The organism is Paraburkholderia youngii (assembly GCF_013366925.1).
In the GTDB taxonomy this organism is placed as follows: Bacteria; Pseudomonadota; Gammaproteobacteria; order Burkholderiales; family Burkholderiaceae; genus Paraburkholderia; species Paraburkholderia youngii.
In genome coordinates this window covers 6,655,232-6,669,553 of the sequence record NZ_JAALDK010000001.1, presented here as the reverse complement: position 1 = coordinate 6,669,553, position 14,322 = coordinate 6,655,232, and the positions used below count along the sequence as shown (strand labels likewise).

Annotated in this window: 9 protein-coding genes, 4 tRNA genes and 1 rRNA gene; all 14 read right to left on the bottom strand. The window is 59.7% G+C overall.

Features of this window, described 5'->3' with window-relative positions; genetic code table 11:
• Positions 1-77: 77 nt before the first annotated feature.
• On the bottom strand, positions 78-4,316 hold the full coding sequence (gene rpoC / locus G5S42_RS30400) for a DNA-directed RNA polymerase subunit beta' (protein ID WP_176110095.1): 4,239 nt from the start codon (positions 4,314-4,316) through the stop codon (positions 78-80).
• A gap of 21 nt (positions 4,317-4,337) precedes the next feature.
• Entirely contained in the window at positions 4,338-8,444 is a 4,107-nt protein-coding gene (rpoB, locus tag G5S42_RS30395) for a DNA-directed RNA polymerase subunit beta (RefSeq protein ID WP_176110094.1), read from the bottom strand.
• Positions 8,445-8,814: 370 nt separating this feature from the next.
• Complete coding sequence (gene rplL / locus G5S42_RS30390) at positions 8,815-9,192, bottom strand: 50S ribosomal protein L7/L12 (RefSeq protein ID WP_167045402.1); 378 nt, start codon at positions 9,190-9,192, stop codon at positions 8,815-8,817.
• A gap of 63 nt (positions 9,193-9,255) precedes the next feature.
• Positions 9,256-9,759: a 50S ribosomal protein L10 gene (gene rplJ / locus G5S42_RS30385; RefSeq protein ID WP_176110093.1), complete on the bottom strand. Its 504-nt coding sequence runs from the start codon at positions 9,757-9,759 to the stop codon at positions 9,256-9,258.
• Between the two features lie 303 nt (positions 9,760-10,062).
• Complete coding sequence (gene rplA / locus G5S42_RS30380) at positions 10,063-10,761, bottom strand: 50S ribosomal protein L1 (protein WP_176110092.1); 699 nt, start codon at positions 10,759-10,761, stop codon at positions 10,063-10,065.
• Positions 10,762-11,193 carry a 50S ribosomal protein L11 gene (rplK, locus tag G5S42_RS30375; RefSeq protein ID WP_008922976.1) on the bottom strand — a complete coding sequence of 144 codons (432 nt, stop codon included), beginning with the start codon at positions 11,191-11,193 and terminating at the stop codon, positions 10,762-10,764.
• A gap of 160 nt (positions 11,194-11,353) precedes the next feature.
• Positions 11,354-11,911: a transcription termination/antitermination protein NusG gene (nusG, locus tag G5S42_RS30370; RefSeq protein WP_075303275.1), complete on the bottom strand. Its 558-nt coding sequence runs from the start codon at positions 11,909-11,911 to the stop codon at positions 11,354-11,356.
• Position 11,912: 1 nt separating this feature from the next.
• The gene (gene secE, locus G5S42_RS30365; RefSeq protein WP_176110091.1) at positions 11,913-12,293 is read right to left on the bottom strand and encodes a preprotein translocase subunit SecE; all 381 of its coding nucleotides are present in this window, start codon (positions 12,291-12,293) and stop codon (positions 11,913-11,915) included.
• Positions 12,294-12,328: 35 nt separating this feature from the next.
• A tRNA-Trp gene (locus G5S42_RS30360) sits at positions 12,329-12,404 on the bottom strand.
• Between the two features lie 64 nt (positions 12,405-12,468).
• Complete coding sequence (gene tuf, locus G5S42_RS30355; RefSeq protein WP_013090760.1) at positions 12,469-13,659, bottom strand: elongation factor Tu; 1,191 nt, start codon at positions 13,657-13,659, stop codon at positions 12,469-12,471.
• Between the two features lie 62 nt (positions 13,660-13,721).
• A tRNA-Thr gene (locus G5S42_RS30350) sits at positions 13,722-13,796 on the bottom strand.
• A gap of 16 nt (positions 13,797-13,812) precedes the next feature.
• A tRNA-Gly gene (locus tag G5S42_RS30345) sits at positions 13,813-13,886 on the bottom strand.
• Between the two features lie 40 nt (positions 13,887-13,926).
• A tRNA-Tyr gene (locus G5S42_RS30340) sits at positions 13,927-14,012 on the bottom strand.
• 156 nt (positions 14,013-14,168) lie between these two features.
• Positions 14,169-14,282, bottom strand: a 5S ribosomal RNA gene (rrf, locus tag G5S42_RS30335).
• Between the last annotated feature and the right edge of the window lie 40 nt (positions 14,283-14,322).

Below are 14,322 nucleotides of genomic sequence, written 5' to 3'. Positions count from 1 at the left end.
GAGCAAAAAAAAGCCGCTCAGTCGAAACTGAGCGGCTTTCGTGGCTCGTCAGGCAAGGCGGCTTGCGCCGCCAGCGCTTACTCGCCCGAGTGCTGCTGTTCGGCAGCCGGGGCTTCCGGCGTACCGAATTCGAACGACTCTTCCGCTGCGATCTGATCGAAACGCTCGCGGTCGGCCAGTTCCTTGCTCTTGCGCGCCTTGTGGAACGCGAGACCGGTACCGGCCGGAATCAGACGGCCGACGATCACGTTTTCCTTCAGGCCACGCAGGTCGTCGCGCTTGCCCATGATCGCCGCTTCGGTCAGCACGCGGGTCGTTTCCTGGAACGACGCCGCGGAGATGAACGAATCGGTCGACAGCGACGCCTTCGTGATACCGAGCAGCACGTTTTCGTACGTTGCCGGACGCTTGTCTTCCGCGATCATACGGTCGTTCTCGTCGAGCATGTCCGACCGCTCGACCTGTTCGCCCGGGATGAAACGCGTATCGCCGTTGTCCGTGATCTGCACGCGGCGCAGCATCTGACGCACGATCACTTCGATGTGCTTGTCGTTGATCTTCACGCCTTGCAGACGGTACACGTCCTGCACTTCGTCCACGATGTAACGCGACAGCGCCTCGACGCCCTGCAGACGCAGGATGTCGTGCGGATCCGCCGGTCCGTCGACGATCATTTCGCCCTTGTTGACGACCTGACCATCGTGCACCAGAACCTGCTTTTCCTTCGCGATCAGGAACTCGTGCTGGTTGCCCTCGAGGTCCGTGATAACGAGACGCTGCTTGCCCTTCGTGTCCTTACCGAACGACGTCGTACCCGTGACTTCCGCCAGGATACCTGCATCCTTCGGCGAACGTGCTTCGAACAGTTCCGCCACACGCGGCAGACCACCGGTAATGTCGCGCGTCTTCTGCGATTCGGTCGGGATACGTGCAAGCACTTCACCAACCTGCACCTGCTGACCGTCCTTCACGGTGATCAGCGCGCCGACCTGGAAGCCGATCTGCACCGAGTGCTCGGTGTTCGGGATCTTCACTTCCTCGCCGTTCGCATCAAGCAGCTTGACCTGCGGACGCACCGTCTTGGACGCCTGCGAACCACGACGCTTCACGTCGATCACGACGAGCGTGGACAGCCCCGTCACATCGTCGATCTGCTTCGCGACCGTCACGCCTTCCTCGACGTTCTCGAACTTCACCGTACCACCGTACTCGGTGATGATCGGACGCGTCATCGGATCCCACGTGGCCAGTTGCGTGCCGGCCTTGATCTGCGCGCCGTCGAGCTGCAGCAGCGTGGCGCCGTACGGCACCTTGTGACGCTCGCGCTCGCGGCCGTGATCGTCGGTGATCATCGCTTCGCCCGAACGCGAGATGACGATCTGCTCGCCCTTCGCATTCGTAACGTAGCGCATCGTCGACGTGAAACGCACCGTACCGTTCGACTTCGCTTCGACCGACGAAGCCACCGCCGCACGCGACGCCGCGCCACCGATGTGGAACGTACGCATCGTGAGCTGCGTGCCCGGTTCACCGATCGACTGCGCTGCGATCACGCCGACCGCTTCGCCGACGTTCACCAGCGAGCCGCGGCCGAGGTCGCGCCCGTAGCAGGCCGCGCACAGACCATAACGGGTTTCGCAGGTGAGCGGCGTGCGCACGCGCACTTCGTCGATGCCGAGGCGTTCGATATCTTCGACCGCGTCTTCGTCGAGCAGCGTGCCCGCTTCGAACAGCGTTTCCTGCGATTCCGGGTTGACGATGTCAGCCACCGCCACGCGACCCAGAATACGGTCACGCAGTGCTTCGACCACTTCACCGCCTTCCACGAGCGCCTTCATCGCCACGCCGTTCGACGTGCCGCAATCTTCCTCGACGACGACCAGATCCTGCGTCACGTCGACCAGACGACGCGTCAGGTAACCCGAGTTAGCGGTCTTCAGTGCCGTATCAGCCAGACCCTTACGTGCGCCGTGGGTCGAGATGAAGTACTGCAACACGTTCAGACCTTCGCGGAAGTTCGCCGTAATCGGCGTCTCGATGATCGAGCCGTCCGGCTTCGCCATCAGGCCGCGCATACCAGCCAGCTGACGGATCTGAACCGCGGAACCACGAGCGCCCGAGTCCGCCATCATGTAGATGGAGTTGAACGACTCCTGACGCGTCTGGTTGCCGTCACGGTCCGTGACCGGTTCCGTCGACAGCTGCTCCATCATCGCCTTGCCGACCGCTTCCGACGTCGCCGACCAGATGTCGACCACGTTGTTGTAGCGTTCCTGCGCGGTGACGAGACCCGACATGTACTGACGGTCGTATTCCTTCACCTTCTTCGCGGCGTCGCCGACGATGGTTTCCTTCTGCGGCGGCACGAGCATGTCGTCGACGCAGATCGAAATACCAGCGCGCGTTGCCAGGCGGAAGCCCGACTGCATCAGCTGGTCGGCGAAAATCACCGTCTCACGCAGACCGCACTTGCGGAACGCGGTGTTGATCAGACGCGAGATTTCCTTCTTCTTCAGCGGCTTGTTCAGCACCGAGAACGGCAGACCCGGCGGCAGAATTTCCGACAGGATCGAACGGCCGACCGTGGTTGCGTACAGCGTGATCTTCGGCACGAACGCCGGCGCGCCTTCCGACTTGTCTTCGTTGTGGACCATTTCGGTGATCCGCACGTTGACGCGCGAGGCCAGCTCGACTTCCTTGTTCTCGTACGCGCGCAGCACTTCCGACACGCCCGTGAACGTCAGGCCTTCGCCCTTGCCGTTCACCGCTTCGCGCGTCGCGTAGTACAGGCCGAGCACGATGTCCTGCGACGGCACGATCGACGGATCGCCGTTGGCCGGGAATAGCACGTTGTTCGACGCGAGCATCAGCGTGCGCGCTTCCATCTGCGCTTCGAGCGACAGCGGCACGTGAACGGCCATCTGGTCACCGTCGAAGTCGGCGTTGAACGCCGCGCAGACGAGCGGGTGCAGCTGGATTGCCTTACCTTCGATCAGCACCGGCTCGAAAGCCTGGATGCCGAGACGGTGCAGCGTCGGCGCGCGGTTCAGCATGACCGGATGTTCGCGGATCACCTCTTCGAGGATGTCCCACACCACCGGCGTCTGGTTCTCGACTTCCTTCTTCGCAGCCTTGATGGTGGTAGCGACACCCATCACTTCGAGCTTGTTGAAGATGAACGGCTTGAACAGTTCGAGCGCCATCAGCTTCGGCAGACCGCACTGATGCAGCTTCAGCGTCGGGCCGACCACGATCACCGAACGGCCCGAGTAGTCGACGCGCTTACCGAGCAGGTTTTGACGGAAGCGACCGCCCTTACCCTTGATCATGTCTGCGAGCGACTTCAGCGGACGCTTGTTCGCGCCGGTCATCGCCTTGCCGCGACGGCCGTTGTCGAGCAGCGAGTCGACGGCTTCCTGCAGCATCCGCTTTTCGTTGCGGACGATGATCTCAGGCGCCTTCAGCTCGAGCAGACGCTTCAACCGGTTGTTACGGTTGATCACGCGGCGATACAGGTCATTCAGGTCCGACGTCGCGAAACGGCCGCCGTCGAGCGGCACCAGCGGACGCAGTTCCGGCGGCAGCACCGGCAGCACTTCGAGGACCATCCAGTCCGGCTTGATGCCCGAACGCTGGAATGCCTCGAGCACCTTCAGGCGCTTCGCGTACTTCTTGATCTTCGCTTCCGAGCCGGTGTTGCGCAGCTCCGTGCGCAGCATTTCGACCTGCTCGTCGATGTTGATCGCGCGCAGCAGCTCGCGAATACCTTCCGCGCCCATTTCGGCACGGAATTCGTCGCCGTATTCCTCGACCTTGTTGTAGTAATCCTCTTCGGTCATGATCTGCCGCGCTTTGAGCGGCGTCATGCCCGGATCGATCACCACGTATGCTTCGAAGTACAGCACGCGCTCGATGTCGCGCAGCGTCATGTCGAGCACCATGCCCAGACGCGACGGCAGCGACTTCAGAAACCAGATGTGCGCAACCGGCGAGGCCAGTTCAATGTGGCCCATGCGCTCGCGACGCACCTTCGCAAGCGTCACTTCGACGCCGCACTTCTCGCAGATCACGCCGCGGTGCTTCAGGCGCTTGTACTTGCCGCAAAGGCATTCGTAGTCCTTGATCGGACCGAAAATCTTCGCGCAGAACAGACCATCGCGCTCCGGCTTGAACGTGCGGTAGTTGATGGTTTCCGGCTTTTTGACTTCACCGAACGACCACGAACGGATCTTGTCCGGCGAGGCCAGACCGATCTTGATCGCGTCAAAAACTTCAGGTTGTTGGACTTGCTTGAATAGATCGAGCAAAGCTTTCATCGCTTCTCTCCAGTAGTCCGATTAGTTCCGGTCCAGGTCGATGTCGATACCCAGCGACCGGATTTCCTTCACCAACACGTTGAACGACTCAGGCATGCCGGCATCGATCACGTGATCGCCCTTGACCAGGTTCTCGTAAACCTTGGTCCGGCCCGTCACGTCGTCCGACTTCACCGTCAGCATTTCCTGCAGCACGTACGATGCGCCGTACGCTTCGAGCGCCCACACTTCCATTTCACCGAAACGCTGGCCACCGAACTGCGCCTTACCGCCCAACGGCTGCTGCGTCACGAGCGAGTACGGACCCGTGGAACGCGCGTGCATCTTGTCGTCGACCAGGTGGTGCAGCTTCAGGTAGTGCATGTAGCCGACCGTCACCGTACGTTCGAACATCTCGCCCGTGCGGCCGTCAAACAGACGCACCTGGTTCTTCGACGGCGTCATGCCGAGGTTCTCAGCGATCTCGTCCGGGAACGCCAGATCCAACGCGCGCGACATTTCTTCTTCCGTCGCACCGTCGAACACCGGCGTTGCAAACGGCACACCTTCGCGCAAATTCTTCGCCAGTTCGAGGATTTCGTCGTCGCTAAAGCTGTCCAGCTCTTCGGCGCGGCCCGATTCGTTGTAGATCTTGATCAGGAATTCGCGCAGTTCAGCGATCTTCGCCTGACGCTGCAGCATTTCGCCGATACGCCAGCCGAGACCCTTCGCGGCCCAACCCAGATGCACTTCGAGAACCTGACCCACGTTCATCCGCGACGGCACGCCGAGCGGGTTCAGAACGACGTCAGCCGGACGGCCGTCGGCCATGTACGGCATGTCTTCGATCGGCACGATCTTCGACACGACACCCTTGTTACCGTGACGGCCTGCCATCTTGTCGCCAGGTTGCAGACGGCGCTTCACTGCCAGATACACCTTGACCATCTTCAGCACGCCCGGCGGCAGTTCGTCGCCCTGGGTGAGCTTCTTGCGCTTTTCTTCGAACGCGAGGTCGAACTGGTGACGCTTCTCTTCGATCGAGTTCTTGATCGCTTCGAGCTGGGCCGCTGCTTCTTCATCCGCGAGGCGGATGTCGAACCAGTGGTAGTGGTCCAGATCTTCGAGGTAAGCGCGCTCGATCTTCGTGCCCTTCGCGAGCTTCTTCGGACCGCCGTTCGCAACCTTGCCTTCGAGCATTCGCGCGAGACGCTGGAACGCATCGCCTTCCACGATACGCAGCTGGTCGTTCAGGTCGAGGCGATAGCGCTTCAGTTCATCGTCGATGATCTGTTGGGCGCGCTTGTCGCGCTGGATGCCTTCACGGGTGAACACTTGAACGTCGATCACGGTACCGCTCATGCCCGACGGCACACGCAGCGACGTGTCCTTCACGTCAGATGCCTTCTCACCGAAGATCGCGCGCAGCAGCTTTTCTTCCGGCGTCAGCTGGGTTTCGCCCTTCGGCGTGACCTTGCCGACCAGCACGTCGCCCGCTTCGACTTCCGCGCCGATGTACACGATGCCCGACTCGTCGAGACGGCCAAGCTGCACTTCCGCGAGGTTCGAGATGTCGCGCGTGATTTCTTCCGGTCCGAGCTTCGTGTCGCGAGCAACGACATTCAGTTCTTCGATGTGGATCGACGTGTAACGATCGTCCGCAACCACCTTCTCCGAGATCAGGATCGAGTCTTCGAAGTTGTAGCCGTTCCACGGCATGAACGCGATCAGCATGTTCTGGCCGAGCGCGAGCTCGCCCAGATCGGTTGATGCGCCGTCAGCCAGCACGTCACCTCGCGCAACCTTGTCGCCCATCTTCACGATCGGACGCTGGTTGATGTTCGTGTTCTGGTTCGAACGCGTGTACTTGATCAGGTTGTAAATGTCGACACCGACTTCACCTGCGACCGCTTCGTCGTCGTTCACGCGAATCACGATACGGCCCGCGTCGACGTAATCGACCACACCGCCACGCAGTGCCTGAACCGTCGTGCCCGAGTCGACCGCCACGGTGCGCTCGATGCCCGTACCAACGACCGGCTTTTCCGGACGCAGACACGGCACAGCCTGACGCTGCATGTTCGAGCCCATCAATGCGCGGTTCGCGTCGTCGTGCTCGAGGAACGGAATCAGCGAAGCTGCGACCGACACGATCTGCGACGGTGCCACGTCCATGTACTGGATCCGGTCCGGCGTGACCATCAGCGTTTCGCCAGCTTCACGCGACGACACGAGCTCGTCGGTCAGCGTGCCGTCGTCAGCCACCGCCGCGTTCGCCTGAGCAATCACGTAACGGCCTTCTTCGATCGCAGACAGGTAGTCGATCTGGTCGGTCACCTTGCCGTCCGCAACCTTGCGATACGGCGTTTCGAGGAAGCCGTATTCGTTCAGGTGCGCGTACAGAGCGAGCGAGTTGATCAGACCGATGTTCGGACCTTCCGGCGTTTCGATCGGGCACACGCGGCCGTAGTGGGTCGGATGCACGTCGCGGACTTCGAAGCCGGCGCGCTCACGCGTCAGACCGCCCGGGCCCAGCGCGGAAACACGACGCTTGTGCGTGATTTCCGACAGCGGGTTGGTCTGGTCCATGAACTGCGACAGCTGCGACGAACCGAAGAACTCGCGGATTGCCGACGAAATCGGCTTCGAGTTGATCAGGTCGTGCGGCATCAGGTTTTCGCTTTCGGCCTGGCCGAGGCGTTCCTTCACGGCACGTTCGACACGGACGAGACCCGCGCGGAACTGGTTCTCCGCGAGTTCGCCGACGCAACGCACACGACGGTTGCCGAGGTGGTCGATGTCGTCGACTTCACCCTTGCCGTTGCGCAGCTCGACAAGGATCTTGATCGTCGCGAGGATGTCGTCGTCCTGCAGCGTCATCGGACCGACGATTTCGTCGCGGCCGACCCGGCGATTGAACTTCATACGACCCACCTTCGACAGGTCGTATGCTTCTTCGCTGTAGAACAGACGGTTGAACAGTGCCTCGACCGCTTCTTCGGTCGGCGGCTCGCCCGGGCGCATCATGCGGTAGATCGCAATGCGCGCGGCCATCTTGTCGGCCGTTTCGTCGATACGCAGCGTCGACGAGATATACGGACCCTGGTCCAGATCGTTCGTGTAGAGCGTCTGGATGTCCTTGATCTTCGCCTCACGCAGCTTCTCGAGCACGGACTCGGTGATTTCGTCGTTCGCGTTCGAGATGACTTCGCCGGTATCGCCGTCGATCACGTTCTTCGCGAGCACACGGCCGAGCAGATAGTCTTCCGGCACCGAGATGAACTTGGTCTTCGCGTTATCGAGGTCGCGAATGTGCTTCGCGTTGATCCGCTTGTCCTTCTGGACGATCACGTTGCCGTCGCGGTCCGTGATATCGAAGCGCGCGACTTCACCACGCAGACGCTCCGGCACGAATTCCATCTGCGCGCCTTCCGGCATCAGCGTGAAATTGTCGAACACGAAGAAATTTGCGAGGATCTGTTCGGGCGTCAGGCCGATTGCCTTCAGCAGGATCGTGACCGGCATCTTGCGACGACGGTCGACGCGGAAGTAGAGCACGTCCTTCGGGTCGAATTCGAAGTCGAGCCACGAGCCGCGGTAAGGAATGATACGTGCCGAGAACAGCAGCTTGCCCGAGCTATGCGTCTTGCCTTTGTCGTGTTCGAAGAACACGCCCGGCGAACGGTGCAACTGCGAAACGATTACACGTTCCGTGCCATTGATGACGAACGAACCGGTCGGCGTCATGAGCGGGATTTCGCCCATGTATACTTCCTGTTCCTTCACTTCCTTGACGACCGGCTTGCTCGGCGATTCCTTGTCGAGCAGCACCAGACGCACCTTAGCGCGCAGCGCCGAGCAGTACGTCAGACCGCGCTGCTGGCATTCCTTGATGTTGAATGCCGGCGGCGACAGCATGTAGCTGACGAACTCGAGACGCGCGAAGCCGTTATGCGAAACGATCGGAAAAACGGAAGTAAACGCTGCCTGCAGGCCTTCCGGCTTGCGTTGCGTAGACGACGTATCTGCTTGCAGAAACGTGCTGAATGATTCAAGCTGGGTAGCCAGCAGGAAAGGTACTTGGTGAACGATGGGGCGCTTCGCAAAACTCTTGCGAATGCGCTTCTTCTCGGTGAAGGAATATTGCATACGATCTCCGAATCACGGCGGGCATAGTTGTCGAGGCAGGATACCTTGATGAGACAACCCGAGTGTTCACCGACTGAGACCCGATGGCCGTCCGATGGCTTGAACGAGCCTAGAAGCTTGGTGGTTGGCCGCTACCAACCGCTGGCTGACGGCAGCGGATGCCTGTGTTGCCCGCTGCCCGACCAAACTTGCCTTCTGCAGTCGCTTCAGAAGACAAAGAGAAGCGCCGGTCAATGTTACCGATTGGCGATTTTCTTTGGCTTCTGGGGATTACGCCCTTGCCGGCATACACCTGCAAAAACGCAGCCCCCACAAAGCACAAAAAGGCCGGCGGTGAAAAACCGCCAGCCTTCGCACAGCGCGTTGAAACTTACTTGATTTCAACCTTCGCGCCGGCTTCTTCCAGCTTCTTCTTGGCTTCTTCAGCTGCAGCCTTGGGCACCGCTTCCTTAACGGGCTTCGGTGCGCCGTCGACGAGATCCTTCGCTTCCTTCAGGCCGAGACCCGTCAGTTCGCGAACAGCCTTAATGACGGAAACCTTGTTTGCACCGGTTTCAGCCAGAATGACCGTGAATTCGGTCTGCTCTTCAGCAGCAGCAGCGCCGCCGCCTGCGCCTGCCGGGCCTGCCACTGCAACAGCAGCTGCCGACACGCCAAACTTTTCTTCGAACGCCTTAACCAGCTCGTTCAGTTCCAGAACCGACATCGAGCCTACGGCTTCGAGGATGTCTTCTTTTGCGATTGCCATTTGAAATACTCCTAAATTGAATTCGGATACAGCCAGCGATCAATTACGCTCGACTGAAGTGCATTACGCAGCGGTTTCTTCGCCTTGTTTCTTTTCTGCCAGCGCGGCCAGAGCACGCGCAAAGCCCGAAACAGGTGCCTGCATAACGAACAACAGCTTGGAGAGCAGTTCCTCGCGGCTCGGGATGTTTGCCAGCGCTTGCACGCCAGCCTTGTCCATCACCTTGCCTTCGTAGGAACCAGCCTTGATGACCAACTTGTCATTGCCCTTGCTGAAGTCATTGACGACCTTAGCAGCAGCAATTGCATCTTCCGAGATGCCGTAGATCAGAGGGCCAGTCATCTGCTCTGCCAGCGGAGCAAACGGGGTACCCTCGACGGCGCGACGCGCCAGCGTGTTCTTCAACACGCGAAGGTAAACCTGTTGCTCGCGCGCTTTCGCGCGCAGCTTGGTCAGATCGCCAACCGCGATTCCACGATACTCAGCCAGAACCACGGTCTGAGCTTTCGCGACTTGCGCGGCAACCTCAGCGACGACGGCCTGCTTGCTTTCTTTGTTGAGTGGCACGGTTAACCTCCAGATTCGATACACGCAGCGTGCGCCTTGTGTACCGCGTTCAATAACGGCGTCCGACCAGTCAGGAGTATTTCGACCGTCCTAAGCCCGCATTCCTACGGACATCGGACGGCTTCATCACTACAAAACCTTTTCGGGTTCGCCATCTGCGTTGGCCTTACATTAAGGACTCGCCCGCCTGCTGCGTGCCCGCCAACGGTCTTTGACAACCGGTTGCGCAATGCAGACTGCCACCTCGCAACCGCCCAAAGCCCTTAAAAACCGCCCCGATTCGCACCAGAGCGGCCAAATTCATTACTGTGCAGTGATCGACGTCTGGTCGACGCGAACGCCCACGCCCATCGTGCTCGACAGCGCGACCTTGCGGAGGTACACGCCCTTGCTCGTTGCCGGCTTCGCCTTTTGCAGCGCTTCGATCAGCGCGTTCAGGTTGTTGCGCAGGGCTGCCGGTTCGAACGAAGCACGGCCGATCGTTGCGTGGATGATACCGGCCTTGTCGACACGGAATTGCACCTGACCCGCCTTGGCGTTCTTGACCGCAGTCGCGACGTCCGGGGTTACCGTGCCAACCTTCGGGTTCGGCATCAGGCCGCGCGGCCCCAGGATCTGACCGAGCGTACCGACAATACGCATCGTGTCCGGCGAAGCGATTACGATGTCGAAGTTCAGGTTGCCGGCCTTGACCTGTTCAGCCAGGTCTTCCATACCGACGACGTCAGCACCAGCGGCACGAGCCTGCTCAGCCTTGTCCCCCTGCGCGAACACAGCGACGCGCACCGACTTACCCGTGCCAGCCGGCAACACGACCGACCCACGAACCACTTGATCCGACTTCTTTGCGTCGATGCCGAGTTGCACGGCGACGTCGATCGACTCGTCAAACTTCGCGCTTGCACATTCCTTCACGAGCGACAGAGCATCCTCAATCGGATACAGCTTCTGACGATCCACTTTGGCTGCAAATGCTTGCAGACGCTTCGAAAGCTTAGCCATTTACACGCCCTCCACGGTGATGCCCATCGAGCGGGCGCTACCAGCGATTGTACGAACCGCTGCATCCAGATCAGCAGCCGTCAGATCGGGCATCTTGGTCTTGGCGATATCTTCGGCTTGAGCGCGGGTGATCTTGCCGACCTTGTCGGTGTGCGGCTTGCTCGAACCCTTGTCGAGCTTCGCTGCCTTCTTAATCAGAACCGTTGCCGGCGGCGTCTTCAGAACGAACGTGAAGCTCTTGTCTGCGAATGCCGTGATCACGACAGGAATCGGCAGACCCGGCTCCATTGCTTGAGTCTGCGCGTTGAACGCCTTGCAGAACTCCATGATGTTCAGGCCGCGCTGACCCAGTGCCGGACCAACCGGCGGCGACGGGTTGGCTTTACCTGCAGGAATCTGCAGCTTGATAAAGCCGATAATTTTCTTTGCCATTTCGAGAACCTCTTTGGACCGCCGACCTACTTGCGGACGCTCAGTGAGTAGTAGCGCGTGTTCGCCGACAGTTGGCTAATTACGCTCCTCAACGGCCATTACGCGGACCGTAAGCGCGAAAGACGGAACGCACCCAGCGATGCGCTCCGTAAAACTTGGACTACAACTTTTCGACCTGACCGAATTCCAACTCGACCGGCGTTGCCCGGCCGAAGATCGTAACGGAAACACGGACTCGCGACTTTTCGTAGTTCACTTCTTCGACGCTGCCGTTGAAATCTGTGAACGGGCCTTCTTTTACCCGCACCATCTCGCCTACTTCGAACAGGGTCTTCGGACGCGGCTTCTCCACGCCCTCCTGCATCTGCGACATGATTTTTTCAACTTCCCGAGGGGAAATCGGACTCGGGCGGTTGCGCGCCCCGCCTACAAAACCGGTCACCTTCGCCGTGTTCTTCACGAGGTGCCACGTTTCATCTGTCATTTCCATCTCGACTAAAACGTAGCCGGGGAAAAAACGACGTTCCGTCACTGATTTGTGACCACCCTTTACCTCAACAACTTCTTCTGTGGGAACGAGGATCTGCCCGAACTGATCCTGCATGCCAGCCCGCTCGATGCGCTCCTGGAGCGCTCGCTGCACACTCTTCTCCATACCTGAGTATGCGTGCACCACGTACCAACGCTTGCCACTCGGGGATGCCGGAGTATCACTCATATCATTTCCAACCCAGAATCGCCGAGAAAATCGCCCACTCGATGGATTTATCACAAACCCAGAGAAAGATGGCCATCACGACTACGAAGCCGAACACTACAAGCGTCGTTTGCGTGGCTTCTTTGCGAGTCGGCCAAACGACCTTACGGACTTCTTTATACGAGTCTTTGGCGAAAGCGATGAAACCCTTGCCCGGCGCCGAGAGAAGCCCGACTGCGACACCCGCGATCGCACCAATGGCCAAGGCAGCTCCGCGGATGTACCATTCCTGGCCACTAAGCCAGAAGAACCCCACGAACCCGGCCAAGACCAGCAACACACCGGCGATCAACATCATCTTGTCGCCGGATGTATTTACAGTTTCGACGGAAGGATTCGCCATAACACCTTAACGAAGCGCCACTACGACGCGATAGTTGGCAGGGGCAGAGGGAATCGAACCCCCAACCTTCGGTTTTGGAGACCGACGCTCTGCCAGTTGAGCTATACCCCTAAACCATTTGGGGTTGACGACGCCGCCAACCCCGATACAACCGATTATCGAGAACTGTCTGGCGTTACTCGATGATCTTTGCGACGACACCAGCGCCGACCGTACGGCCACCTTCGCGGATTGCGAAGCGGAGGCCTTCTTCCATCGCGATCGGGTTGATCAGCTTCACCGTAATCGACACGTTGTCGCCCGGCATCACCATTTCCTTGTCCTTCGGCAGCTCGATCGAGCCCGTCACGTCCGTCGTACGGAAGTAGAACTGCGGACGGTAGTTGTTGAAGAACGGCGTGTGACGGCCGCCTTCGTCCTTGCTCAGCACGTACACTTCAGCCGTGAAGTGCGTGTGCGGGTTGATCGAACCCGGCTTGGCCAGAACCTGGCCACGCTCCACGTCTTCACGCTTCGTGCCGCGCAGCAGGATACCAACGTTGTCGCCAGCCTGACCCTGATCGAGCAGCTTGCGGAACATTTCCACGCCCGTGCAGGTCGTCTTGGCCGTTGCACGGATACCGACGATCTCGATTTCCTCGCCGACCTTGATCACGCCACGCTCGACGCGGCCCGTCACCACCGTGCCACGACCCGAGATCGAGAACACGTCTTCCACCGGCATCAGGAACGAACCGTCAACCGCGCGCTCCGGCGTCGGGATGTACGTGTCCAGCGCGTCGGCCAGGTTCATGATCGCCACTTCGCCCAGCTCGCCCTTGTCGCCTTCCAGCGCGAGCTTGGCCGAACCCTTGATGATCGGCGTGTCGTCGCCCGGGAAGTCGTACTTCGACAGAAGTTCGCGAACTTCCATCTCGACGAGCTCCAGCAGCTCAGCGTCGTCCACCATGTCGCACTTGTTCAGGAACACGATGATGTACGGAACGCCAACCTGACGCGCCAGCAGGATGTGCTCACGCGTTTGCGGCATCGGGCCGTCAGCAGCCGAGCACACCAGGATCGCGCCGTCCATCTGCGCCGCACCCGTGATCATGTTCTTCACGTAGTCAGCATGGCCCGGGCAGTCAACGTGTGCGTAGTGGCGGTTAGCCGTTTCGTACTCGACGTGCGCGGTGTTGATGGTAATGCCGCGCGCCTTTTCTTCCGGCGCCGCGTCGATCTGGTCGTACGCCTTCGCTTCGCCGCCAAACTTCTGCGTCAGAACCGTCGTGATCGCTGCCGTCAGCGTGGTCTTGCCGTGGTCAACGTGACCGATCGTGCCCACGTTCACGTGCGGCTTGGTCCGCTCAAACTTACCCTTGGCCATTTTCGACTCCTAAGAGGATTTTCCGTACGTTGCGCCGGGCGCAAACAATCACCGATTACTTCTGGTGCCCATGGGCAGGATCGAACTGCCGACCTCTCCCTTACCAAGGGAGTGCTCTACCACTGAGCCACATGGGCGCTACATCTGTGCTGCTGGAGCGGGTGAAGGGAATCGAACCCTCGTCGTAAGCTTGGAAGGCTTCTGCTCTACCATTGAGCTACACCCGCAAGGATCATGGATTCCCAACAACTGCTGCAACTTGCATTCTGGTGGAGGAGGTTGGATTCGAACCAACGTAGGCGTAAGCCAACAGATTTACAGTCTGCCCCCTTTAGCCACTCGGGCACCCCTCCGCAGAGAACTAATGATTATGGTGGAACAGCATCCTTTTGTCAAGACCTGCTTGACCGTTCCGATCCCAACGCTCTCACTTATATAGTGATCGGCTGTTAGCTTTCCGTAAACGCAAAAACCCCACCGCTGCGGGTGGGGTTTCTGGCTTTGGGGGAGCCTGACGATTACCTACTTTCACACGGGCAATCCGCACTATCATCGGCGTGGAGTCGTTTCACGGTCCTGTTCGGGATGGGAAGGGGTGGGACCGACTCGCTATGGTCATCAGGCATGACGGGTTGCTGCGTCGCTGTCGGGTTGGGCTCAACC

Excerpts from the sequence above, each read along its gene's own strand:
- rpoC (WP_176110095.1), bottom strand. The coding sequence starts at position 4,316 with ATGAAAGCTTTGCTCGATCTATTCAAGCAAGTCCAACAACCTGAAGTT.
- rpoB (WP_176110094.1), bottom strand. The coding sequence starts at position 8,444 with ATGCAATATTCCTTCACCGAGAAGAAGCGCATTCGCAAGAGTTTTGCG.
- rplL (WP_167045402.1), bottom strand. The coding sequence starts at position 9,192 with ATGGCAATCGCAAAAGAAGACATCCTCGAAGCCGTAGGCTCGATGTCG.
- rplA (WP_176110092.1), bottom strand. The coding sequence starts at position 10,761 with ATGGCTAAGCTTTCGAAGCGTCTGCAAGCATTTGCAGCCAAAGTGGAT.
- rplK (WP_008922976.1), bottom strand. The coding sequence starts at position 11,193 with ATGGCAAAGAAAATTATCGGCTTTATCAAGCTGCAGATTCCTGCAGGT.
- nusG (WP_075303275.1), bottom strand. The coding sequence starts at position 11,911 with ATGAGTGATACTCCGGCATCCCCGAGTGGCAAGCGTTGGTACGTGGTG.
- secE (WP_176110091.1), bottom strand. The coding sequence starts at position 12,293 with ATGGCGAATCCTTCCGTCGAAACTGTAAATACATCCGGCGACAAGATG.
- tuf (WP_013090760.1), bottom strand. The coding sequence starts at position 13,659 with ATGGCCAAGGGTAAGTTTGAGCGGACCAAGCCGCACGTGAACGTGGGC.